Origin of the sequence: Nocardia abscessus (assembly GCF_015477775.1) — a bacterium.
Lineage (GTDB): Bacteria > Actinomycetota > Actinomycetes > Mycobacteriales > Mycobacteriaceae > Nocardia > Nocardia abscessus_A.
The window spans coordinates 334471-353750 of the sequence record NZ_JADLQO010000004.1; the positions used below are offsets into that span (position 1 = coordinate 334471).

Annotated in this window: 17 protein-coding genes; 12 read left to right on the plus strand and 5 right to left on the minus strand. The window is 68.4% G+C overall.

Going from position 1 to position 19280, the window contains the following annotated elements; all coding sequences use genetic code 11:
* The gene (locus IU450_RS14550) at positions 1-492 is read left to right on the plus strand and encodes a hypothetical protein (RefSeq protein ID WP_195150319.1); all 492 of its coding nucleotides are present in this window, start codon (positions 1-3) and stop codon (positions 490-492) included.
* An 88-nt stretch (positions 493-580) separates the two neighbouring features.
* Here the strand turns inward: IU450_RS14550 and secA are convergent, their stop codons facing one another.
* Positions 581-3445: a preprotein translocase subunit SecA gene (secA, locus tag IU450_RS14555; protein ID WP_195150320.1), complete on the minus strand. Its 2865-nt coding sequence runs from the start codon at positions 3443-3445 to the stop codon at positions 581-583.
* A 490-nt stretch (positions 3446-3935) separates the two neighbouring features.
* Here secA and IU450_RS14560 point away from each other — a divergent pair, with 490 nt between their 5' ends.
* From IU450_RS14560 to IU450_RS14590, 7 genes are all read left to right on the plus strand, one after another.
* Positions 3936-5357, plus strand: coding sequence for a WS/DGAT/MGAT family O-acyltransferase (locus IU450_RS14560; protein ID WP_195150321.1), 1422 nt, complete (start codon positions 3936-3938; stop codon positions 5355-5357).
* Between the two features lie 10 nt (positions 5358-5367).
* Positions 5368-5916, plus strand: a complete 549-nt coding sequence (locus tag IU450_RS14565) for a DUF6912 family protein (protein WP_195150462.1) — start codon at positions 5368-5370, stop codon at positions 5914-5916.
* Between the two features lie 124 nt (positions 5917-6040).
* On the plus strand, positions 6041-7198 hold the full coding sequence (locus IU450_RS14570) for a ferredoxin reductase (RefSeq protein ID WP_195150322.1): 1158 nt from the start codon (positions 6041-6043) through the stop codon (positions 7196-7198).
* A gap of 46 nt (positions 7199-7244) precedes the next feature.
* Positions 7245-8681, plus strand: a complete 1437-nt coding sequence (locus tag IU450_RS14575) for a fatty acid desaturase (RefSeq protein WP_195150323.1) — start codon at positions 7245-7247, stop codon at positions 8679-8681.
* A 99-nt stretch (positions 8682-8780) separates the two neighbouring features.
* Positions 8781-10037: a fatty acid desaturase family protein gene (locus IU450_RS14580; RefSeq protein ID WP_195150324.1), complete on the plus strand. Its 1257-nt coding sequence runs from the start codon at positions 8781-8783 to the stop codon at positions 10035-10037.
* Positions 10038-10143: 106 nt separating this feature from the next.
* Complete coding sequence (gene bluB / locus IU450_RS14585) at positions 10144-10764, plus strand: 5,6-dimethylbenzimidazole synthase (protein ID WP_195150463.1); 621 nt, start codon at positions 10144-10146, stop codon at positions 10762-10764.
* Between the two features lie 146 nt (positions 10765-10910).
* Complete coding sequence (locus IU450_RS14590; protein ID WP_195150325.1) at positions 10911-11081, plus strand: hypothetical protein; 171 nt, start codon at positions 10911-10913, stop codon at positions 11079-11081.
* A 75-nt stretch (positions 11082-11156) separates the two neighbouring features.
* On the opposite strand, the gene IU450_RS14595 is transcribed toward IU450_RS14590, so the two are convergent.
* On the minus strand, positions 11157-12449 hold the full coding sequence (locus IU450_RS14595; protein ID WP_195150326.1) for an acetyl-CoA C-acyltransferase: 1293 nt from the start codon (positions 12447-12449) through the stop codon (positions 11157-11159).
* Between the two features lie 310 nt (positions 12450-12759).
* Between IU450_RS14595 and IU450_RS14600 the strand changes: the two genes are divergently transcribed.
* From IU450_RS14600 to IU450_RS14615, 4 genes are read left to right on the plus strand one after another with little or no spacing between them, the layout of a single operon-like run.
* Positions 12760-13461 carry a helix-turn-helix domain-containing protein gene (locus IU450_RS14600; RefSeq protein WP_195150327.1) on the plus strand — a complete coding sequence of 234 codons (702 nt, stop codon included), beginning with the start codon at positions 12760-12762 and terminating at the stop codon, positions 13459-13461.
* Positions 13462-13471: 10 nt separating this feature from the next.
* The gene (locus tag IU450_RS14605) at positions 13472-13909 is read left to right on the plus strand and encodes a hypothetical protein (protein WP_195150328.1); all 438 of its coding nucleotides are present in this window, start codon (positions 13472-13474) and stop codon (positions 13907-13909) included.
* A gap of 47 nt (positions 13910-13956) precedes the next feature.
* The gene (locus IU450_RS14610) at positions 13957-14481 is read left to right on the plus strand and encodes a hypothetical protein (protein ID WP_195150329.1); all 525 of its coding nucleotides are present in this window, start codon (positions 13957-13959) and stop codon (positions 14479-14481) included.
* A complete protein-coding gene (locus tag IU450_RS14615) occupies positions 14478-15578 on the plus strand; it encodes an MAB_1171c family putative transporter (RefSeq protein WP_195150330.1) in 1101 nt (366 codons plus the stop codon). Before IU450_RS14610 ends, IU450_RS14615 begins: the two co-directional genes overlap by 4 nt.
* A 37-nt stretch (positions 15579-15615) precedes the next feature.
* On the opposite strand, the gene hpf is transcribed toward IU450_RS14615, so the two are convergent.
* The 3 genes from hpf to lpqB all read right to left on the minus strand — a co-directional run bounded on the left by hpf (position 15616) and on the right by lpqB (position 19255).
* A complete protein-coding gene (hpf, locus tag IU450_RS14620) occupies positions 15616-16344 on the minus strand; it encodes a ribosome hibernation-promoting factor, HPF/YfiA family (protein WP_416382867.1) in 729 nt (242 codons plus the stop codon).
* A gap of 181 nt (positions 16345-16525) precedes the next feature.
* Entirely contained in the window at positions 16526-17170 is a 645-nt protein-coding gene (locus IU450_RS14625; RefSeq protein WP_195150331.1) for a ComF family protein, read from the minus strand.
* Positions 17171-17431: 261 nt separating this feature from the next.
* The gene (gene lpqB, locus IU450_RS14630; RefSeq protein ID WP_195150332.1) at positions 17432-19255 is read right to left on the minus strand and encodes an MtrAB system accessory lipoprotein LpqB; all 1824 of its coding nucleotides are present in this window, start codon (positions 19253-19255) and stop codon (positions 17432-17434) included.
* Positions 19256-19280: the final 25 nt, after the last annotated feature.

Below are 19280 nucleotides of genomic sequence, written 5' to 3' on the forward strand. Positions count from 1 at the left end.
GTGTCCATCCTTCGGTTTCCGCTCATGATCGCGGCGCTGCTCATCGCCACCCTCGGCGCCGGCTGCTCCGACCACACCGGCAGCGACGTGCACGAGGGCGACAAGGAGGCCATCGCCACCATCCGCTCCGGTCTGCAGACGATGTTCACCTGGCATCCCGGCCCCGACCAGGGCCGAACCGACGCCTATCGCCGCGCTGCCCCGTGGCTCACCGCCGACCTGGCGGCCAAGTCGGGCAACAACACCGAACGGGGCCCCGGCGCGCAATGGGACCAGTGGGCCCGCGACCGCTCGACCGTGGAAGCGACCGTCCTGGTCATGGGCACCGAACACGATCCCGACACCGCGGACCGCATCGACCGGCTCGTGCTGATCACCCAGGCGGTCAAGACACCCGAAGGAACGATCGTCGAAACCACCAACCTCGACGCCCGTGTCTTCGTCCAACGCACCCCCCAGGGATGGCGCATATCATCGATCGACTTCGTCTAGCGACACCCAGAATTCGCGACGGCAGAGAGCGATACGGAAATGCGAAGGCGCCCAGGGGAAACCCTGGGCGCCTTCGGAGTTCAGCGGATCAGTGGCGGCGGCGGGACTTCGGGCCGCGCCTGCCCTTCGCCTCCGCGCGGGCCGCCTCGCGGCGCTCGCGGCGGGTGGGCTGCGGACCGCCGTCCGCGCCGTACTCTTCGGCGTCGCTGTGCACCGCTGCTCGGCCGCCCTCGTCGGGCCCGGAGTAGCTGAAACCGCGCGGGGCGGTGTCATCGATGCCCCTGGCGCGCAGGGCCGCCGGTGCGGCGTGCCCGTTCGCGGCAGGCGCCTCCTCGGTGGGCAGCGGACGGGGGGCGGCCATCGCGCCGACCGGCGAACGCAGGCCGGGTCCGACCTCGACGCCTTCCGGCTGCGGCTGCTGCACCTCGACCTGCAGGTTGAACAGGAAGCCGACCGACTCCTCCTTGAGGCCGTCCAGCATGGCGGTGAACATGTCGAAGCCCTCGCGCTGGTACTCCACCAGCGGGTCGCGCTGGGCCATCGCACGCAGGCCGATGCCCTCCTTGAGGTAATCCATCTCGTAGAGGTGCTCGCGCCACTTGCGGTCGAGCACCGACAGCAGCACCTGGCGTTCCAGATTGCGCATGCTGCCCTCGCCCGCGAGGCCGTCGATCTCGGCCTCCCGGCGCTCGTAGGCGTCGTGCGCGTCGTCCAGGAGCGCTTCGAGCAGCTCCTCGCGGGTCAGCTCGCCCGCCTCACCGATTTCGGTCTCGCCGGTCAGGTCCCGGTAGTCCAGGCTCACCGGGTACAGCGTCTTCAGCGCCGTCCACAGCTTCTCCAGATCCCAGTCCTCGACGTAGCCATCAGCGGTGGCGCCGTCCACGTAGGCGCTGACCACATCGGTGATCATGCCCTGGACCTGGCCCTCCATGTCCTCACCGCGCAGGATCCGGTTGCGCTCGCCGTAGATGACGGTGCGCTGCTGGTTCATCACCTCGTCGTACTTGAGGACGTTCTTGCGGATCTCGAAGTTCTGCTGCTCGACCTGCGTCTGCGCGCTCTTGATGGCTTTGGACACCATCTTCGCCTCGATCGGGACGTCGTCGGGCAGGTTCAGCCGCGTCATGATCGCCTCCAGAGCGGCGCCGTTGAACCGCCGCATCAGCTCGTCGCCCAGCGACAGGTAGAAGCGGGACTCGCCCGGGTCGCCCTGGCGGCCGGATCGGCCGCGCAGCTGGTTGTCGATGCGGCGCGACTCGTGCCGCTCGGTGCCGAGCACGTAGAGGCCGCCCGCATCGCGGACCGCGTCGGCGTCCTCGGCAGTCTGGGCCTTGACCTGGTCCAGCGTGGGCAGCCAGGCGCGCTCGTACTCCTCCGGCGTCTCGACCGGGTCGAGACCCTGCTTGCGCAGCAGGATGTCGGCGATGATGTCCGGGTTGCCGCCGAGCACGATGTCGGTACCGCGACCGGCCATGTTCGTCGCGACGGTCACCGCGCCCGGCCGACCGGCCTCGGCGATGATCTCCGCTTCCTTCTCGTGGAACTTCGCGTTCAGCACGTTGTGCGGGATGCCGCGCTTGGTGAACTGCTTGGACAGGTACTCCGAGCGCTCCACGCTGGTGGTACCGATCAGCACCGGCTGGCCCTTCTCGTGCCGCTCGGTGACGTCGTCTACCACGGCGGAGAACTTGGCTTCCTCGGTCTTGTAGATCAGGTCGGACTGGTCGGCGCGGACCATCGGCTTGTTGGTCGGGATGGGGACCACGCCGAGGTTGTAGATCTGGTGCAGCTCGGCGGCCTCGGTCTCGGCGGTACCGGTCATGCCGGAAAGCTTCTCGTAGAGACGGAAGTAGTTCTGCAGCGTGATCGTGGCCAGGGTCTGGTTCTCCGGCTGGATCTCCACCCCTTCCTTCGCCTCGATCGCCTGGTGCATGCCCTCGTTGTAGCGGCGCCCGACCAGGATGCGGCCGGTGAACTCGTCGACGATGATCACCTCGCCGTCGCGGACGATGTAGTCCTTGTCGCGGGTGTAGAGCTCCTTGGCCTTGACGGCGTTGTTCAGGTAGCTCACCAGCGGCGAGTTGGCGGCCTCGTAGAGGTTGTCGATGCCGAGCTGGTCCTCGACGAACTCCACGCCCGCCTCGTGCACGCCGATCGTGCGCTTCTTGATGTCGACCTCGTAGTGCAGGTCCTTCTTCAGCAGCGGCGCGATGCGGGCGAACTCGGCGTACCACTTCGAGGAGGCGTCGGCCGGGCCCGAGATGATCAGCGGGGTACGCGCCTCGTCGATCAGGATGGAGTCGACCTCGTCGACGACGGCGAAATTGTGCCCGCGCTGCACCAGGTCGTCCAGCGAGTGCGTCATGTTGTCGCGCAGGTAGTCGAAGCCGAACTCGTTGTTCGTGCCGTAGGTGATGTCGGCGTTGTAGGCCGCTCGCCGCTGGGCGGGGCTCATGCCGGACAGGATGACGCCGACTTCGAGACCGAGGAAGCGGTGCACGCGACCCATCCACTCGGCGTCGCGCTTGGCCAGGTAGTCGTTCACCGTGACCACGTGCACACCGTCGCCGCTGATCGCGTTCAGGTAGGCGGGGAGCACACAGGTGAGGGTCTTGCCCTCACCGGTCTTCATCTCGGCGATGTTGCCGGTGTGCAGCGCGGCGCCGCCCATGACCTGCACCTTGTAGTGCTTCTGGCTGAGCACCCGCCAGGACGCCTCGCGCGCGACCGCGAACGCCTCGGCCATCAGCTGGCCGAGCGGATCGCTCTCACCCTCTTCGACCATCTCGGCGTAGCGCTCGCGGAACTCGTCGGTCTTGGCCCGCAGCTCCGCGTCGCTGAGATCCTCGTACTCCGGTTCGAGGGCGAGGACCTGGTCGGCGAAGTGCGAGAGCCGCTTGACAATGCGACCCTCACCAATCCGTAGCAACCTCGTCAGTGTCAGCGCAGGCACGGGTCTCGTCAGTCCTCTGGTCGGTGTGTCAAAACGTGTCGTCGGCCCCCGGGCCGGTGCGGCCCCACGCGGTTGCGCGGAATCCGCTGCATGCTTCATGGTAATGGTCCGGCCGATGTGCAGCTGTGCTGGTTCGGCTGTGTTTGTTTTGCATGCTCGGTCTCGCTTCGCTCGAAACCTGGGGTTGAGGTCAGCAGGGGGCGTGAGGTGGTCGCCGCACGATCGGGTGGATGCCGATGCCTTCGTTCGGCGCGAGGCAAGCGGCGCGTTCGACACGGCGGGTGGCCCGGTGCTTCGACCGTGCATCCCGGTTCGCGCTGTGATCGAATCGGTTTACCGAACTCGAACGGACCAGCGTGCCACGGGACCACTCCGGGGCGCGGAAAAAGTGCACCGAATCCATCAGAAATGCCACAACGGCCGGGGTAACGGTTGATGCGGCAGCACAATGAGCGGGGGGACGGCATCGGGAAAAGGAGTACCGGGCAGCGTGATCACGAGACTGACGCCGCAGGACACGGCGTTCTACCGACTCGAGTCGAGCAGCAACCCGATCCACATCGGCTCTCTCGCGATCGTGCGGAACACCGAATCCGGCGACAGCTCCGGACCGGCGATCCTGGACTACGACCGGCTGGTCGACCTGGTCGAGAGCAGGCTCCCGCTGGTGCCGAGGTACCGGCGCAAAGTGCGCGAGATCCCGCTGTCGCTCGGGCGACCGGTCTGGGTCGAGGACAGCCGTTTCGACATCACCTACCACATCCGGCGTTCGGCGCTCCCCGGTCCTGGCACCGATGAACAACTGCACGACCTGGTCGCCCGGCTCACCTCCCACCCCTTGGATCCGGCCCGGCCGCTGTGGGAGATGTACCTGATCGAGCGGCTGTCCGAAGGTCGCTGCGCGATCTTCACCAAGACCCATTCCGCGCTGGTGGACGGGGACACCGCACTCGAGATCGGCCACGTGATCCTCGACGCCGGGCCCGCGCCCCGCGTGCTGGCCGACGAGGACTGGATCGCGCCGCGCGAACCCGGTGAGGTCGAACTGCTGGTGGGCGCGCTGGCCCATCTCGCCGCACAGCCGGGCAAAGCCCTGGAAGTGGCCAGGGACGCGAGCGCGGGCGCGTTCGCGATGCTCGGGACAGCGGGCAGGGCGGTCGAGTCGGTGGTCGCCGCGGTGCGCACCGCGGCGACCGGCGCGCCCGCCAGTCCCCTGAACACCCGCACCTCGCGGAACCGGCGCTTCGACGTGGTACGCACCGACCTGGCGGACTACCGCACCATCCGCAGCCGTTTCGACTGCTCGATCAACGACGCGATCCTCGCGGTGGTCACCGGCGCCCTGCGCAACTGGCTGTTGTCGCGCGGCGAAGCGCTCACCGAGTCGACCACGCTGCGGGCGGTGGTGCCGATGTCGGTGTATGTCGAGGGAGCCGACGGCGAGCAGGCCCCATCGGCGAGCGAGGTGTCGTCGTTCCTGCTCGATCTGCCGGTCGGTGAGCCGAATCCGGTGATGCGGCTGTCGCACATCGCGCACGCCACCGAATTCAACGGACGTCAGCGGCGCGGCGTGCGCGCGCGTACCCTCGTGCATCTGGCCGGATTCGCTCCGGCCAGCCTGCACGCGATGAGTGTGCGCGCGGCGAGTACGTTCGCAGAACACACGTTCAATCTGGTGATCACCAACGCGCCGGGTCCGCAGGCGCCGATGTACATCGGCGGCGCGCGGATGCTGGAGATGTACCCGGTGTCGCCACTGCTGCGCAATCAGGCGTCGAGTATCGGGATCACGTCCTACGACGGACGTGTCTTCTACGGTCTCAACGCCGACCGCGACGCGATGGCCGACATCGGCGTGCTCGCCACGGCGGTGCGCGATTCCATGGAGGAGATGCTCGGTGCCTGCGTCTGATCAGAAGAAGCTGCGGGTCTACATCCCGGCTACGGTGCCGATGCTGCGCGAGCTGGTCGACAACCGGGAGCTGGCCCCCGTCGGCGGTACCGCGTTCGCGGTGACGCCCGCGCTGCGCGAGGCATACGCCTCCGGCGACGAGGAGGAGCTCGGCGAAGTCGCCATGAACGAGGCCGCTCGCGCCTCGCTGCGACTGCTCGCCGCCGAGCGCGAGGCGATCGGGTCGGCGGAGGACTCCGAAGACGACGCCGCGCCGGTCGCGGGCGGCAGTCCGGTCTACCGGCGCGCGGTGATCGCCGCCGACGTGACCGGCGCGAAATTGCGACCCGACCTGGACGACGCGGTGGTCCGGCTCGCGGGTCCGATCAGCTATCAGCAGATCGCCTCGGTGCACGTCGACCTGGCCGACGCCGAACCACAGGTGGCCAAGGCCGTCGACGTGGTCGACGCCGCCGACCTCGGCGACACCGACGCCGAGTTCGTCCTCGGGGACGCCGAGGACCATCAACTTGCCTGGTACGCCGCCCAGGAGCTGCCGTTCCTGCTCGAACTGCTCTGACTCGCGGCGCCGTTCGCGGGCTCACCCACCGCGGTAACCTACGATGCCGTAACCTTGCTGGCGTGGCCTCCGCTCGGGGAGACGGCGGCCTGCGCATCCGACGACAGGGAGACCAACGGCAGCGATGGGTTCGAAAATTGGGAGCTTCTCCGTGCGAGGCGTCCGCGCGTGGCTGGAGGCGCCCGCCGCAGGCGTCGCCGAGCGCGGCGGCAAGCTGAACGTGCTGCGCGGCGCCGTGGCGCGGGTGACCACGCCGCTACTGCCCGACGACTACCTCCACCTGGCCAATCCGCTGTGGTCGGCCCGTGAGCTGCGCGGACGCATCGTGGAGGTGCGCAAGGAGACCGCCGACTCCGCGACGCTGGTGATCCAGCCGGGGTGGGGCTTCGACTTCAAATATCAGCCCGGCCAGTACATCGGCATCGGCATCCTGGTCGACGGACGCTGGCACTGGCGTTCCTACTCGCTGACCTGCCCGCCGAATTGGTCCGCACCCGGCCACGGCGGAAAGCGGCTGATCTCCATCGCCGTGAAGGCCATGCCGGAAGGCTTCCTGTCCAGTCACCTGGTCAGCGGCGTGCCGGTCGGCACCGTCGTCCGGCTCGCCGCGCCGCAGGGCGGATTCGTGCTGCCGTACCCGCCGCCGGAGAAGGTGCTGTTCCTGACGGCGGGCAGCGGCATCACCCCGGTGATGTCGATGCTGCGCGCGCTGGACCGCCGTGAGCTGTTCACCGACGTGGCGCACCTGCACTCGGCGCGGACCGCCGACGACGTGATGTTCGGCGCGGAGCTGAGCGCCCTGCACGAGCGCAATCCGAGCTTCCTGACCCGCCTGCATCTCACCGCCGAGCAGGGCAAGTTCGCGCTCGCCGATCTGGACACCGCGTTCCCGGACTGGCGCGAACGGGACACCTGGGCGTGCGGGCCCGCCGGGATGCTCGACGAAATCGAGAACCACTGGCGCGAGGCGGGCCTGTCGGACCGGCTGCACGTGGAGCGCTTCGAGATCGAGCGCTCCGCGGTGGGCGCGGGCGGCACCGTCACCTTCGGCAAGACCGGACGCACCGTCGAGGCGGACGGCGCGACCAGCTTGCTCGAGGCCGGTGAGTCCGCGGGCGTGCAGATGCCGTTCGGCTGCCGGATGGGCATCTGCCAGACCTGCGTGGTCACCCTGAGTTCCGGCCACGCGCGCGACTTGCGCAACGGTGAGGAGCGCCGCGAAGGCGACAAGGTGCAGACCTGCATCTCGGTGGCGGCGGGCGACTGCACCCTGGACGTGTAGTCCGGCAGGTACTCTCGACGGGGAATCGCGTAAGGAAAGGACCCCGGTGGCCATCACCGACATCAAGACGTTTGCCCACCTCACGGCGGCCGATATCGAGACACTGGGGCAGGAACTCGATTCCGTCCGGCGTTCGGTGGAGCTGTCGCGTGGAGAGCGCGACGCGAAGTACATCCGGCGCGCGATCGCGGCCCAACGCGGTCTCGAGGTGGCGGCCCGCGCCGTGCTGTTCGGCAGCCGCAACCGCTGGGCCTGGCTGACCGGCACCGCGCTGCTTTCGGTCGCCAAGATCATCGAGAACATGGAGCTCGGGCACAACGTCAGCCACGGGCAATGGGACTGGATGAACGACCCGGAGATCCATTCCACCTCGTGGGAATGGGATATGACGGGCCCCTCGGCGCAGTGGCGCCGCGCGCACAACTACTCCCATCACACCTACACCAATGTGCTGGGCAAGGACGAGGATCTGGGCTTCGGCATCCTGCGGATGACCCGCGACGAGCCGTGGCGGCCGATCCACCTGGTGCAGCCGCTGGCGAACCTGCTGCTCGCCGCGACCTTCGAGTGGGGCATCGCGCTGCACGACTGGAGCATCGAGAAGGAGCTGTCGGACACCCCTGCCCGGCAGCTGATGTCGGAGCCGAATGTGGCGTTCGGACGCAAGATCCGTCGTCAGGTGGCCAAGGACTTCCTGTTCTATCCCGCGCTGACCGGACCGGCGTTCAAGCAGACGCTGAAGGCGAACGCGACGGCGAACCTGGTGCGCAATCTCTGGGCCTACGCGGTGATCTTCTGCGGCCATTTCCCCGACGGCGCGGAGAAGTTCACCATCGAGCAGCTCGAGAACGAGACCAGCGGCGAGTGGTATCTGCGCCAGATGCTCGGCAGCGCGAACTTCAAGGCGGGGCCCGCCATGGCGTTCATGAGCGGCAACCTCTGCTATCAGATCGAGCACCACCTGTTCCCCGACCTGCCGAGCAACCGGTACCCGGAGATCGCGGTGCGAGTGCGCGAGCTGTGCGACAAATACGACCTGCCCTACACCACCGGGTCGCTGGGCAAGCAGTATCTGCTCGCCTTCCGCACGATCCACAAGCTGGCGCTGCCGGACCGGTTCCTCAAGGCGACCGCCGACAACGCGCCCGAGACCTCGTCGGAACGCAAGTTCGCCGGGATCACGCTGCCGTCGCGGGGCACGGAGTCGACGCACTGGCTGCGCATCGATCCGGAGACCGGCAAGCGGCGCGGCCTGCGCTCGGCGCTGCACGAGGCGAAGATCGTGCTGCAGGAGAAGGCGCGGCAGGAGAAGGAGATGCTGCGCGAGGCCAAGGCGTCCCTGAAGGTGAAGGCCGAGCACGAGCGGCAGGTGCTGCGCGAGGCCAAGCACGCACTCCAGGAGCGGGCCCGCCATGAACAAGCGGCGCTGCGCGAAAAAGCCATGCGGGACAAGCGCTTTCGCATTCGACGAAGGGCGCGCTAACCTACCATCAGACAGCCGGGATCGCAATAGGGTATTTGACACATCCACACGGCCGACTTCGCAACCTACGGTCTCGTAACTTACGATAAAGTAACCCGTATGGCGATCTCGGATGTCAAGGAATATGCGCACCTCACCGAGGCCGACGTGGAAGCACTCGGCGCGGAATTCGACGCGATCCGGCGAGAAATCGAAGCCTCGCGCGGCGAGCGCGACGCGAAGTACATCCGCAATGTCATCAGGTTGCAGCGAGTTCTCGAGATAACCGGCCGTGCGGTGCTGTTCGCCAGCCCGAAACGTCCCGCGTGGCTGGCCGGCGTGGCCCTGCTCGGCACCGCCAAGATCATCGAGAACATGGAGATCGGGCACAACGTCATGCACGGCCAGTGGGACTGGATGAACGATCCGGAGATCCACTCCAGCTCGTGGGAATGGGACAACACCGGCGCGGCCAAGCACTGGAAGCACACCCACAACTACCTGCACCACAAGTACACCAACGTGCTCGGCATGGACGACGACATCGGCTACGGCCTGCTGCGGGTGACGCGCGACCAGCGCTGGAAGCCGTTCAACCTGGGCAACCCGGTCTACAACCTGGTACTGCAGCTGTTCTTCGAGTACGGCGTGGCCATCCAGCACCTGGAACTCGGCAAGCTGGTGGCGGGCCGGTACAAGCCCGGCTCCCCCGAGCGGGCCGAATTCGAGCGTAAGCGCAACGAGGCGCTCACCAAGATGGGCAAGCAGGTCCTGAAGGACTACGTGATCTTCCCTGCGCTCACCGGGCCCGCGTTCTCCTCCACGTTCACCGCCAATCTGGCCGCCAACGCGATCCGCAACGTCTGGTCCAACGCGGTGATCTTCTGCGGCCACTTCCCCGACGGCGCGGAGAAGTTCACCAAGGCCGATATCGACGGTGAGACGAAGGGCCAGTGGTACCTGCGCCAGATGCTGGGCAGTGCCAACATCTCCGGCGGCCCGGTCGTGCACTTCATGACCGGCAACCTGAGCCACCAGATCGAGCACCACCTCTTCCCCGATCTGCCGAGCAACCGGTACGCCGACATCGCGGTGCGGGTGCGCGAGCTGGCCGACAAGTACGACCTGCCCTACACCACCGGCTCGCTGCCGGTGCAGTACTTCAAGGCGTGGCGCACGATCCTCAAGTTGTCGCTGCCGAACAAGTACCTGAAGGCCACCGCCGACGATGCCCCCGAGACGGCTTCGGAACGCAGGTTCGGCGGCACCACCAAAGCCACCGTCGATCCGGTGACCGGTCGGCGCCGCGGCCTGCGCACCGCGCTGACCCAAGGCCGTCGCCGGCTCGCCAGGCGCACTGTTTCCGCAACCCGCTGAACTTCGCGTGGCGGGGGTCGGGGTTCGGGGCATCCGAGCCGACCACCCCCGCCGTGTGCGGAGAGATCGCCGGGTTTGATTGACTCGGGCGGTGCATCCTGAGGTTCTGAGCGTCTACGAGGTGATCCGGCGGCGCCGTGACGTGCGCGCGGAGTTCACCGGCGAACCCGTGGACGACGCGACACTGTGGCGGCTGCTGGATGCCGCGCACCGGGCGCCCAGCGTGGGAAACTCGCAACCCTGGGACTTCGTGGTCGTTCGCGAACCGGCGACGCTGCGCAAGTTCGCCGACCATGTGGCGCACAAGCGCGTGGAGTTCCGGGACGCGCTGCCACCCGAGCGCGCCGCGACCTTCGAGCCGATCAAGATCGAGGGCATTCTGGAGAGCGGCACCGGCGTCGTGGTCTGCTACGACCACGCCCGTGGCGGACCCCAGGTACTCGGCCGGGCCACGGTGCCCGAAACGGGCATCTATTCCGCGGTGCTCGCCATCCAGAACCTGTGGCTGGCCGCTACCGCCGAAGGCATCGGCGTCGGTTGGGTGTCGTTCTACGACCCCGTATTCCTGGCCGACCTGATCGACCTCCCGGTGGGCGTCCGCACGGTCGCTTGGCTCTGTGTCGGGCCGGTGCGCGAATTCCAGCGCGTTCCCGATCTGGAGCGCTTCGGCTGGCGCGCCGGGAGACCGCTGACGGAGGCGGTGCACCAGGAAACCTATCGCGGCTGACCGTCCCGCACCGGTGCCGCATCGTTACCCAAATGTGTGGATCGTTCATGGTTCAATCGGATTCCGACTGGGTACGACAAGGGCGAAACTGCTTCGCACGCAGTGCTGTTCACGATAGTGTTCGCCGGTTCCAGGAGGTTTGTGCAATGGCCAATGTCGATGCTGTTCGGCTGTCGAGCGAGCTGGGCATCGATCTGGCACAGGCGATGTTGCGCCTGCGTCGGGAAGGCTTCCCCGGCGAGACCAAGCACCAGACCTGTCTGCGAATCATCGCGGACGAGGGACGCAAGCGGCGGGGCACCACCGGCAAGCCCTGACACCACCTGCCGTAGACCGGTAGCGGGCCCGCCGACCGCGCAGGGTCTTCCCGGTCGGCGGGCCGCGCGACTGCGTCAGACGCGTTCGAGCACCGCCGAGGCGCCGATCCCGCCCGCGGCGCAGATGCCCAGCAGAGCCGTGCTCTTCCCCGTGCGCGCCAACTCGTTGGCCATGGTGGTCACCATGCGCGCCCCGGTGGCGCCGAAGGGGTGGCCGAGCGAGATCGAGCCGCCGTGCACGTTCAGCCGGTCGATGTCCACCTCGCCGACGGCGGTGTCGCGATCCAGCCGGGTCTTCGCCCACTCGTCGCTGGCCAGCGCGGTCAGCACCGACAAGGTCTGGGCGGCGAAAGCCTCGTGGATGTCGACGAGATCGGCGTCCTCCAGCGTCATTCCGGCCTTCTCCAGCGCCCGCGGCATCGAGATGGCGGGCCCGATCAGCACTTGATCGGTCGGATCGACGCTCACGTAACTCCACGACCGGAACGCCGCCAGCGGCCGATATCCGAGGGCGTGCGCTTTCTCTTCGCTCATCAGCAGCACCGCGGCAGCCCCGTCGGTGAGCGGGCTGGCGTTGCCCGCGGTGACGCTGCCGTCGGTCGCGAAAACCGGCTTCAGACCGGCTAGTTTCGCGACGCTGGTGTCGCCGCGGACCAAACCGTCGCGCAGGATCTCCGCGTCCTCGGGCGTGCGCACCCGCAGCACCTCGTCGTCGAACCGGCCCGACCCGATGGCCGCCGCCGCGCGGTGATGCGAGCGGGCGGCGAACTCGTCCTGGTCGGCGCGGCCGACGCCGTGGATGCGGGCCATCTTCTCGGCCGACTCGCCCATCACCTCACCGGTGGTGCGCTCGGCGATCCTGGGCCGGCTCGGCAGCAGGTCGGTGAACGGCGCCAGGCGCGCGACGGCGGACAGGTAGTCCTTCGGCTTCGGCTTGCCCAGCGCCAGCGGCGCCGCCGCGTGCACGACCTTCTGCGGCAGTTTGACCTCGGCGTTCGAGGTGGAATCACTGCCACCGGCGATCATGATGTCGTACTCGCCCCGCTCGATCGCCGCCGCGGCCGACGTGACGGCCTGCAAGCCGGAGGCGCAGGCCCTGGTCACCGTGTAGCCCTCGCAGCCCGGGTCCAGCCGGAGGTCCAGCGCGATCTCCCGGGCGATGTTCGGCGCCGCGCCGGGCAGGATGACACCGCCCCAAACGATCGCCTCCACCTGCGCGCCGGGCAGCCCGGTCCGCTCCAGCAACCCGCGGACCGCGGCGTCGGCGAGCGCGATGGAGTCCATCGTGGTGTAGCCGGTGAACGCCCGCAGGAACGGCGTGCGCGCACCGGACACGATCACGGCACGGCGAGCAGCTTTGGTGGCCATGCGATTTCCTTTCGAAAGCCTGAGACCACCGAACTTACTCTAAAGTAAGTTCACCGTCGACCCCCTTCGCCGACGGTGAACCCCCAACGCAGCGACGATCCCCTCCACCGCCGCTGAACCGACCTGCCACGCGCCGTTGAGCAGCAGGCCGGAGACGTCCGTCCCGGCGAACGCCCCTGCCCGTTCCGGAACCGGCCGCATGGCTCCCCGGCCATCCGACGCAAAACACCGTATCAAACTTTCGTCCTGTTTTCCAAACAGTTTCTATTGGTTTGCCAAACACCTACGAACGGCTTACCATGAACTCACTATGCATAGCCCTTCGGAGCTGTCGCGGCAGAAGAGATTCGGGCGAATCATCAGAGAACGCCGGGACGAGCTCGGCCTCACCCAGCTACAGATCGGCGACCTCGGGGGACCTTCGGCGCCGACCATCCGGAAGATCGAAGACGGCGAGGCCGCGATCAGCATGCAGACGCTGAACAAGCTCGACGCCCCGCTGCGATGGCTGCCGGGCAGCGCCGCACGCACGTACGCGGGCGGTGTGCCCGCCACCGACGAACCCGCCGACGCCTCCCGTCCCGCGGGAGAATCCGTGGTGGCCGGGCCCGACGCCATTCGCTTCGAAATCTCCGATCTCACCGGGCTTCTCGCGGCATCGGGCCGGCTCACCGACGCCGTCGAGAACGGCCGCACCAGCGACCCGCAGGTGGTCGCGGCGATAGCGGAACTCAACCGGGTGGTTTCCAAACTCTCGGCGCGCTACGCCACCGCCATGCTCGAACGCAACGGCGGGCCGGGCAGGCAATTGCACCCCCTGGTGGAAATGGCCTTCGCCCACTTGCTCGCGGTCCCCGCGGAGCCGAGCGACCCCGGCGAGCTCCAGGAACGCCGGTACCGCCGCTGGCTGGCCGGTCGATCGGAGGACATCGATGCAGCGACCGAAGCCCGATTCCGCGCACGCTGGCTGGCGGCCAACGCGGCGACGGCATCGGTTCGAAACGGCGAGTGACGAGGCAGGCATGACCGAGAACGGACCGCACGGCACGGCGCTGACCCTGAGCCACAAGATCAATCGGCTGTTCGCCGTGGTGCATCCGCGCTCCGCGCCGGAACGCAGCACCGAATCCGTCGCCGCGCAGGTGAGCGAATTCATCGGACGGCCGGTGCCCGCGAGTTACCTGACGCGCCTGCGCGACGGAGAGTTCGACGACGAGAACGCGGCGGCCACCGCCGATGCCGAGATCCTCGCCGCGGTGACGCGCAGTTTCGGTGTGGCCGCCGACTATCTGCTCACCCGAGGCCCCGCCGCGGGAGCGATCGACCGGGAACTGGAATTGCTCGCCACCATGCGCGACGCGAACGTCGCCAGCATCGCGCTGCGCGGTTCGAACATCGATCGGGCGATGCTGGCCAAGATCATCCAGAGCACGGCGGAGTCGACGCCGCCCAGTCGGTAACATGCTTTTCTACATGGGCCACTGAGCTTTTGTAGGAGACCGATCACATGGCCATCCAGGCCCGGTTCCGGAGCTTGACCCGGGACCTCCCGATACCCCACCCATGGGATCTGCGGACCTACCTCGATGACGTCGCGGAATACCGGGGCCGCAGCATCAGCCTGCTACCGATCGATACCGCGCTGCTGGCCGGCACCGGATGCGGCACGGGCAGCGGCCTGTGGATCGCGAAACAGGACAGCGACGTCATCGTCTACGGCGCCGACACCACCGAATGGCACGCCGAGCACATCATCGTGCACGAACTCGGGCACATGCTGCTGGGACACGGCCCGGAACAGACCGGGCCCGGTGACCAGCTCGTGAGCACGCCGACCGTGGCGGCGGTGGCCGACCTGCTGCCCTCGATCTCGCCGGAGTCGATCGCCCACGTACTCGGCCGCACCGACTACGGCACGCTGCGCGAACGCGACGCGGAGACCTTCGCCGACATGGTGATGCTGCACGCCATGCGTCCGCCGCGCCGCGATTCCCTGCTGCACCGCACGTTCTTCCGCGACCGGCGGCGGTGACCTCGCCGATCCCGGCGCCGATCGCGATACCCGTGATCGTCTTCGTCGCGGTGGTCGCGCTCGGGCGGCGGGTCGCGCTGAACCACGCCACCGTCGACCGCTTGCTCAACCGGGCCATGCTGTGGGGTGTCGCCACGCTGATCCTGCTCGAGCGCGGCATCGCACCCGGCATCGGCAGTCTGCTGCACCAGCTTTCGATGGCCACGCTCCTGATGGAGGTGGCCGGTCTGTACGGCGCGGCTCGGCTCTGGTCCGGCGCGGATCCGGCCTCGGCGTGGGCGCGGCAGCGGGTCTACGACTCGGCCGCGCTGGCCGGGGGCATGCTCATCCTGGTCGTGGGTACCGCGGCCCGACATGAGGGACGGCTGCTGGGGCAAGCACCGGATCTGCCGACGGTGGTGGCCTGGGCGGTCCTGTGGATTCCGCTGTTCGCCACCGGACGGCTGGCCTGGCACGCCGCGGCGCGCGAACTGCGCTCGGACGAAGCGAGCACGCCGGAACGGATCGTCTACGGAACGCTGCTGACCACGCTGATCGTCGCCACCGGCGGCTTGGTCATCTCGGCGCTGCGACTCGCCGGACCCGGCGCGGCCGCCGACCCGGCACTGACGCGCTGGGCCGCACCGACTTTCGCGGCGTCGGCGCTCGGCGCGGCTCTCCTGTCCGTCCCGCTGCTCGCGTCGCTGCGGACCCGAGTGGGCTGGGATCGCGCCGGACGGTACTGCCGCCGCCTGCGGCCGCTGTGGCGCGATCTCACCGCCGCGGTGCCGGAGATCGTGCTCGAGCCGGACCTACCGGTCGCCGAATCCGACGCCCGGCTGATCCGTATGACGGTGGAGATCCGCGACGCCCTGATGCATTTGCAGCGCTACCTGCCCGCGGATGCGAGCGGCACCGACGACGTGCAGCGGATTCGTAAAGCCATCGCCGCCAAGTCGAACGGCGCGGCGGGGGCACAGCCACGGCGGCTCGACGATCCCGCGGGGCGGCCGGTCGGCGACCTCGATTCGGATCTGCGGCTGCTGCTCACGCTGGCACGCCGATGGCCGAGGTCGCGAGCATGCTCCAGCACACTGCTCCGGACATCCGGCCGGTGAGCCGAATGCCCGGAGCAGCGGGAATGCGACAGCGTCGTCAGGCCAGCCGGATGAGACCGTAGTCGAAGGCGTGGCGGCGGTAGACCACCGAGGGCCGGTCGGTCTCCTTGTCCTGGAACAGGAAGAAATCGTGGCCGACGAGTTCCATCTGGTAGAGGGCGTCGTCGACCGACATCGGAGTCGCCGGGTGCTCCTTCGTGCGCACGATGTGGCCGGGACCCGCCTCGTAATCCGGTTCCCTTCCCTCCTCCGCGTGCGCGTGCGCGGCGGACTCATTGAGCCGCTCGAACAGGGAGTCGTCCACCAATTCGGCCGTGGCCTGGGCGACGGAGACCGGTGTCTTGTCGCCATAGTGCACCCGGCGCCGGTCCTTGGTGCGGCGCAGCCGGCTCTCCAGCTTGGCGGTCACCGACTCGAAGGCGGCGTAGAAGCTGTCCGCGCAGGCCTCGGCCCGCACGACGGGACCCTTTCCGCGCGCGGTGATTTCGACGCGCTGACAGTTCTTGCGCTGACGACGGTTGCGCTCGTGGAACAGCTCCACGTCGAACAGGAAGATCGACGGATCGAAGCGTTCTACTCGGGAGAGTTTTTCCGCGACGTAAATACGAAAGTGGTCGGGCACCTCGACGTTGCGGCCCTTCACCACGATGTCGCCGCGTGGCGCACGTGGTCGTTCCGCTGCGGGTTGCTCTAGTGCTTCCTGGGTGCCGGAATCCAGCACCGAAGTAGCGGGATCTTTCACTGAAGGTCGTGAAGAAGTCGTCACGCGTACCTCCCGGATCTGGCCGCACCGACCGATTCCAGTGCGGCGGGATTGAGCGTGCCGAGCGACAAGACTCGGCACAAGATGTCCGAGGCGCCACCTCCAAACTTGCGGTTCGGGTGTGTGTTCGCGACGCTAGTCCGCCAACGGGCTGATCGCCAGTGTTCACGCAAATTTCCCGGAGTCAAGCAGCGCAAGTAACCAGAACGCCATGTGTCGGCAATCCGGCCGACCACAGGGCGCGCACGGACTCGCGGGCTGTGGCTCCGGTGGTCAGCACGTCGTCGACCAGCACCACCTCGGCATTCGCCGGTACCTCCCAGTCGGTGGCGTGACCGGCGAGCACGGTCACCCGCCCATCCAGGTTCCGAGCCCGCTCGGCGGGTGTCAAGCCCACCGAATCACGCACCCCATGCCCCACCCGCAACAGGGGTATCATGCGGCTGCCGGGCAGCCATCGCACAGCTACCGACGCGGTGCGCAGCACCGGATCACCGCCTCTGCGCCGTGCCGCCACGGCTCTGCTCGGTGCGGGCACCAGCACCAGTGGCCGACCCGGCGAACGCAGTTCGGCGAGCGCGGCCGCGAACGCCGCCCCCAGCGGCTTCGCCAGATCCCGCCGTCCGCGTTCCTTGACGGCGAGCACCGCCCGGCGCGCGGGCCCCGTGTACGGACTCAGCGCCCAGCACGGGACGCCAGGGTCGGTGCGCGGCCACACCCGCACCGGTGGACCGGCCAGCGCGACGGCGCAGTCGGCACACCAATCGGCTCCGGGACGTCCGCAGCCCGCGCAGACGGCGGGCAGCACCAGGTCGAGCAGGGTTCGCATCGGCACAGTGTGCGCCGGGCTGCCGACAAGTCCACCCGATCATGTCGACGGCGATCCGCGGCGGAACGCTGCTTTCGTTGCGGCAGCGCTTTTTCCGCGATCCCCAGCAGCGCCACACACCGGTGCGGACCGGACCTACGAGCGTGTGTTGCCGCCGCCTGCTCCGGCCACCGGCCCGTCCTCACGCGACTGCCCACGCGGAGGCATCCGGCCCTACTGCGGGACGTCCCAGCCGATTCCGCCCGAGAACCGACCGAATTCTCAGCCGGGAAGGACGGGGATGGCGTTCGCGCCCAGCCCGGGGACCTCGCGCCAGTAGGGCTGGCCTTGGTCCGGAGCCGAGGTCAGTTCCAGCACCGCGCGCGAGTCGGCGACGTACTGGTGGTCGGCGCTCGCGCTCACCGACCGCACCGGCGCCGTCAGATTCTGCGACGTCAACGGTGTCGGCTCCGAGCCGTCGACCGACACGGTGCTCACCGGGTCGATATTGCCCTCGCGCGCGATGATGATCGAATCCGCGTCCAGCCAGTCCACCGACACCGCGGCCGTGCTGAGTCCGACTCCCACGGGAAGCGCCGAGGCCAGTGAGAGCTTGCCGTCCGGTTGCGGCACGACGACCGCGACGTACACCTTGCCGTCGGCGATCATCGCCGCCCGCACTCCGGTTCGGGAGATCCGGAGTTCGGTGATCGGTAGCCGGGGCGCCGACGCCGAGGAGGCCGCGGTCAAGGCCGAGATGTCGACGTTCTGCACCGACACGTTTCCGGTGCCCCGGTCGTTGACCGCGCGGATGACCCGCTCGCCGTCGACCACCGCCCACGCGGCGCTGCCGTCCGCGGTCCACGACGGACGTGTGATGGTGAAGCCCTCGGCCACCGGGAAAGCGTTTCCGCCGTAGGTGCCGACCATCAGGGTGCGCGAGGGCATGCCCGGTGGCCTCCCGGCTTCCGCCACCGCGGCGACGAACTGACCGTCCGGGGACAGGGTCGCCGACTGCAGGTTGGTCATCCGGCCGAAGTAGCCGGGCGCGGGCGTGATGCCGCCGTTGTCGCCGACCTCCACCAACCCGCCGCCGCGCAGGGCGTGCAGCCCGACCTGATTGCGCCCGGAGGTGGCCGGATTGAACTGCTGCACGTCCGCCACGCTGTATCCGTTCGCGGCGAACCGCTCGTCGAGCGGCTTGCCGTCGGCGAGCAGCTGATAGGGCCCCAGGATGTCGGCGCTGGACAGGGTCAGCACCACTTGCGCGGCGAACAGCTCGCGATCGCGCGGGTTCAGCGCCGACGCGCCGGCGAAGTCGATCCGGACGCCACCGAGCCCGATGCCGACGTCGTCGGGATCACCGTTGATCTTGGTGATCGTGCCGCGCAGCGCGATCGGCGGGGCGAGCTCGTTGCGCAGCATCGACGCCAGCGCGGGCTGCGGCCCCTCGATCAGCGAGCTGAGCAACCGCTGGGGAAGTTCCGGTTTCTGCACCGACATCCAGCGCAGATCCGGGACGGCCGCGTTCCCGCCCGGATCGATGAAGTACAGCACGTAGCGGCGGTAGGACTTGAAGAACGCGGTGGAGTCCATCACGACTCCGTCGGGCAGCTCGTCGATGCGCCACTCGCCGTCGACCTTGGTCAGCTCGATCTTGTTCTCCACCATGATCAGGTCGTCGCTGGGACGGTACCCGCCATCGGCGGCCAGCTCGCCGACCTTGCGCGCGCGGATCTGATAGGTGGCCTTGTCACCGGAGCGCGATTCCCGCAGTGTGTCGGGTTTTTCGACGATGACGGTGCCCGCGGCGTCGTCCCACTGCGTGGAGGCCGCGGGCGTCATGTACTGCCGGGCGGCCAGGTGCCGGTTGGCCGGATCCGCGGTGGCCTGGAGGAAGTCACGCAGCAGCAGATCGGGATCGCGGTTGGCGACCGGCGGCGGCGGGCCCTCGGAGGTCGGCCCGCGGTTGATGGTGCCCAGCGCCTCCGGCGCCGAGGACTCCGGCAGACTGGCGCACGCGGTGAGCGGAACCAGCACCGCCAGGACCGCGGCGGCCAGCACGGTCAGCCGCTGCATTCGCGCAGTTCTGACACGCATGCTCATGACTGTACGTCCCCCGATTCGCGCG